Genomic DNA, 4,508 nt, shown 5'->3' on the forward strand with positions numbered 1-4,508 from the left:
CCGATAATACTTGGTGATTCGAGTTCACCTTCCTTCCCTGGCGCGGCAGGGTTTTGCTCTCCTTTTACCTGCCGCGTCCCTTTTTATTTTAGGCTCTCCCTTTACTCACCTCCGTCGTTAGAAGCGCCCGATTTCTCCCAAACCCTTTGAAGAGCAGGTACAATTTACGGGTGAAAGGAGAAGCGAATGGAGATTCTGGTTTTTCTTAGCAAATGGCTCCATGTTTTGAGCATGGCCGGGGTGGTTGGTGGGCTTTTCTTTGGCCTCTTCGTACTCGGTGCCCTACGGCCCCAAAGTGAGGGTGAGGAGGACGAGAAGCTGAAACTTGCCTGGAAACGTTTTGGCATCTCTATGGGGTTACTGTGGATCGTGGTGCTTATCACCGGCTTCTACAACCTCTCGGTGGTCACTCCAGAGGTCAATGCGACCTACCAAACCACGGTAGGCATCAAAATCGGTTTGGCTCTACTGATGTTCTTCATAACCCTCGCCGTTGCCCACCCTGTGGGGCCGCTCAAGAAATTTTTTCGTGAGCGCAACACGTGGCTGGCCATTCTGCTTATTGCCGGCATCATCATCGTGGGCATCTCCGCCGATCTGAACCTTTCTCGAATCAATGGTTCGGGCCTGAAAAAACCTCCTGCGGCCTCCGTACCTACCGCTATCCCACCGGCTCCTTGACACAGGACGTCGCTCTGTCCAACGCTTTTTTGCGATACCGCTTTTCTAAAGCAAGAGAATAGGATAAACAAAAGGCGCTTCCAACTTGTTTGGAAGCGCCTTCACTTCACCAAGGGGATTCCCCTAATCGGACGATAGCACCGCCTGATAGCGTGGCCAGAACGCCTGAAGGCGGGCTTTTTTCTTGAACGCGTCGAAATCTTTCTGGTACTGGGCGTTTTGCTGAGGAGTTAGTAGACTTTGCAGCGCTAAAAGCTCACACTGCTCCTTCACGTTGTTGAAGGGATCGGTTGAAGCAGGGGTATGGCCTACCATACGAATGATCCACCAAGTTGGCCGCAGTTGATGTGTCAGCGCATCGCGCACCATAAAGAAGTGAGGGGTAGTGGTCTGGTCAATGTGTAGGGAGAAGATCAAGTCCTTCAGAGCCTGCGGGGCGCTGCCACCCTGTTTGCGCATCCATGGAAGCAGACCACCGTTTTGGGCGCTGACGTCTTGACTATACTGCTTCGCCACCGTGTAGAAGGAGGCGCCGGAGGTAAGGGCATCGTAGGCCTTATCGGCGGTAGACTTGTCTTTGGTGATGATCACGGCGATCTGAACCTGCTCCGGATGATAGAAAAGCGCACTCGGATTGGAGGGGTCGGTGTTCTTCTTATACACCGCCTCTACAGCCGATGCGGGCAGAGGGTGCCCATAGTAGTGGGTTAAAATCGCGATCTGCGCCAGGGTGGAGCGAAGATTCATCTTTACATCGTCGGGCGTCTCGTACCGGTCGGCCAGCATCTGGTCAAAATGCGGCACTTTGCTGATCTCGGCATAGCGCTGTTCTACCTCCTGATCGCTCGGAGCCACACCAAGGCTCTGTGCAAATTGAATGCGCAGCACCGTATCGCGCCAGTTTTTGATCACCTGTGGCCCGGCAACCTGTTCCAGATGGCGATAGAACTCGTCCTGATAGATAGGGTATCCGTTCACCGCAGCGACCATCTGTCGGGCACGAACTCGTCGGCTTTCAATATAGCCTCCCAGCCCTATTCCAACAATCAGCGTGATGGCAAGCAGCAACAAAATAGGAAAGCGGCGACCAGCATTTGGACTGCTTTCGGGTGGCAAGGGTTCCGGCTGCCGGCGAGGCTTAACTTCGGGCAGCGTTGCCACAAACTTCTCTCCTGAAGAGCCTTTCGTTTCCAAAACTTTCCCCTCCTTGGCGGAGATTTCAGTATCCCCCAATGAGAACATCTACGCACTCACTGTTTAGCTCGCGTGGTTGCTTTACAAAATATATAGGGTTTCGGGTATCTTAAGTTCCCGTCTGCAATTATTATGGCAGAGACCGAGGACGACTTAACGCCTGTTTACCCGGCACATGAGGTTTGCCTGATGCGTTGGCTAAAAATAGCTCCCATCTCCGATATTCCCTCCGGTTCCGCTCGAATCTACCATTTAGACAGACCGCTGCCATCCGAAGGTTCCGTGCCCATGCAAAGGGAGGTGGCTCTCTTTAACGTGAACGGCACTTTCTACGGCTTCGATAACACCTGCCCTCATCTCGGTGGCCCGCTCGGCGAAGGGTGGGTGGAAGGGAATGTTGTTATCTGCCCTCTGCATTTTTGGGAGTTCGATATCCGCACCGGAAAATCGCCCGACGACCCCACCGTCTGTGTAACAACCTACCCCTGTAAGGTGGAAGAAGGGTATGTCTACATTGGGCTGGAAGAGGAAACGGGGTAAATTGGCGACGGTCGTTTCCCTGTGTCCCTAAAAGTCGGGCAAAGTTACCTGGGCGCGTACCACACCGGCCCTATCATGGCGAGCGGTAAGTTTCACTACCGAGCCTGCTGGGCCACGCACCACCCATTCCACTTTGGCGCGTTCGCGGGTGGCATCGGCCGTCCACCCGTAAGGTGCGGAGGCTTTGTAGGCTTTGCCCTCCAACTGCTCCCCCTCCATGCGGGGTTTGCCGACCTCTAGCACGGCGCCTTCAGGCAGCTCGATCTCGGCCACCAGCGGGCGACATACCTGTTTTTCGAGCGCCTTTTTGCTGATGTAGGTCGGCAGCCACCCCACGTTATCCACCACCAAGCGAACACAATAAGCGCCTTCACCCAGTGGCTCGGCTGTTGCGCTATGTACCTGTAGCAAGGGCGATAGAAGCGCATTCCATAGGACCCAGCGAGCAAACGGGGCGATCTCCTTTTCCAGGAATTGGGGCGGAGGATTACGAAATGCATACTGAACGTCCCAGCCGCCTATCTCCACGGCGCCCAGTTGTGGGTGTTGGAAGGGACGCCAAGCCACATAGCCCCTGCCGCCCAGATTGGCATCAGACCACTCCAACATCTTGATGTCTTCTTCTAGAGGATGGTCGCGATACCACTGAATAAACCGATACTGGCCCGACTTGGTATCGGGGCTAAAGCCCTCTGTAATCCCGGCCTGACGCTGTGGCGACCATATCTCTACCGTCCAGGCGAAGAGGCCGAGATGGTCGTACATCCAGTCGTCCCATACCCCCGTGATCACCTCATTGGGGTGATAGCGAAAGTCGTGATAGACGCTTACGTGCGGGTAGCCGGTAAGTTCAGCCCCCTTCTGGCCTATTGTTTGAAAGACCCAAAGGTCTTCCGCCGGCATCGTATCGTCGGCTTGTGTGCCGTAAGGGCGCAGCAGCACCCCTCCATAGGTATGGAAGGTGAGTCCGCCGGTGATGTTTGGATGGCTCGTGATAAACTGCAGCAGATTGTGCACTTCAGGCTCGCTGCCGGGGAAGGGGCCGGCGCCGCGCTGCTGATGCTCCTGGCGCCAATGGGCAGGAAAGTTCCGATTAAGGTCAAGCCCCTCCTTATTGCGCTGCAGCGTTAAGGTGAAGCCATCCCAATTTTCCAAAATCCCTTCCGGCAGAATGCGATAATAAGTTCCTCCGGTCTCGGTAGGCTCGCGGCGCACCATGAGGCGCGGATGCTCCGGATGGATTTTCCACGGTCCGTTCGGGTCGGGGATGCGCATATTCAGTATGCGCCCATCTCCATCTACGTCCTCAATACGTAGGCCTTCTATAGGCTCCTCATCGTAGGGATAGGGTCGAACGCTGGAGCGGAGAAAGCGCGGTTTATCGGAAAAATAGAGTTCGGCTCCATCCGGATTAACGCGCGGAACGACATAGAAGGCGCGACTATCCAGAGCGCGTGTAACGTGCGGATCGCTTCCATAATGGGTGGCAAGGTAGTGCAGAATGTAGAGGCAGGCCGATGAGGCCGATACCTCGGTGGCATGAATATTTCCGTCGCACCAATAGGCCGGCTTTTCGGTGTCGGGGCCGGTGTCGAAGCGGGTGGCCGTTACAAGCCATACATCACGCCCCTCATAGCTCTTTCCTATCGATTCCAGTCGCAGCAGATGAGGGAAGGCCTCTACAAGCGCCTGCAGACACTCCGTAAGCGCGGCATAGGGATAGTAGGTATCGAATCGAATATCGGTAAGCTGCATGTTCCAAATCCATACAAAGTCTCCGGCATCTTGTTTCGCCATCGGACAGAGAAGTTCCTGCCCCCTCGCATAACGGCCGGCCTAAACAGAAAGACGAGGCGGATGAGCCTCGTCTTTTCAGCATCCCTGCGCCACCACCCCTTTGTGGGGCGCATTCTCTTGTATTCAAATCTATCTATGTCAACACCCTTCGTTGCCGAAGAGCGATTACATGGTAGCAGGGAAGAGGCTGCGGCTCTTCGTTATCTGCGCCATGCACGTCCTGCACGTGTTTGCAACCTCTTCGTTTTGGTTATTCCAAACCCACGAGGATTTCTCAACACGGTAACTCTACCAGG

Annotated in this window: 5 protein-coding genes; 3 read left to right on the forward strand and 2 right to left on the reverse strand. The window is 54.9% G+C overall.

Translation table 11 applies throughout. The features are described 5' to 3' along the window. The first annotated feature begins 186 nt into the window (after window positions 1–186). Window positions 187–681 carry a hypothetical protein gene (locus tag VKV18_RS12825; RefSeq protein WP_324201875.1) on the forward strand — a complete coding sequence of 165 codons (495 nt, stop codon included), beginning with the start codon at window positions 187–189 and terminating at the stop codon, window positions 679–681. 123 nt (window positions 682–804) lie between these two features. Here the strand turns inward: VKV18_RS12825 and VKV18_RS12830 are convergent, their stop codons facing one another. Next, on the reverse strand, window positions 805–1,875 hold the full coding sequence (locus VKV18_RS12830; RefSeq protein ID WP_324204593.1) for a foldase protein PrsA: 1,071 nt from the start codon (window positions 1,873–1,875) through the stop codon (window positions 805–807). A 189-nt stretch (window positions 1,876–2,064) separates the two neighbouring features. On the opposite strand from VKV18_RS12830, the gene VKV18_RS12835 reads away from it, so the two are divergent. Then, entirely contained in the window at window positions 2,065–2,415 is a 351-nt protein-coding gene (locus VKV18_RS12835; protein WP_324204594.1) for a Rieske (2Fe-2S) protein, read from the forward strand. A gap of 27 nt (window positions 2,416–2,442) precedes the next feature. Here the strand turns inward: VKV18_RS12835 and VKV18_RS12840 are convergent, their stop codons facing one another. Beyond that, window positions 2,443–4,212, reverse strand: coding sequence for a M14 family metallopeptidase (locus VKV18_RS12840; protein WP_324204595.1), 1,770 nt, complete (start codon window positions 4,210–4,212; stop codon window positions 2,443–2,445). Window positions 4,213–4,272: 60 nt separating this feature from the next. On the opposite strand from VKV18_RS12840, the gene VKV18_RS12845 reads away from it, so the two are divergent. Next, on the forward strand, window positions 4,273–4,508 hold a 236-nt coding region (locus VKV18_RS12845), incomplete at its 3' end, for a hypothetical protein (RefSeq protein WP_324204596.1).

The organism is Chthonomonas sp. (assembly GCF_035294505.1).
In the GTDB taxonomy this organism is placed as follows: domain Bacteria; phylum Armatimonadota; class Chthonomonadetes; order Chthonomonadales; family Chthonomonadaceae; genus Chthonomonas.

What these genes read in the sequence shown, in the direction of transcription:
- VKV18_RS12825 (WP_324201875.1), top strand. Translation starts at nt 187, where the DNA reads ATGGAGATTCTGGTTTTTCTTAGCAAATGGCTCCATGTTTTGAGCATG.
- VKV18_RS12835 (WP_324204594.1), top strand. Translation starts at nt 2,065, where the DNA reads ATGCGTTGGCTAAAAATAGCTCCCATCTCCGATATTCCCTCCGGTTCC.
- VKV18_RS12840 (WP_324204595.1), bottom strand. Translation starts at nt 4,212, where the DNA reads ATGGCGAAACAAGATGCCGGAGACTTTGTATGGATTTGGAACATGCAG.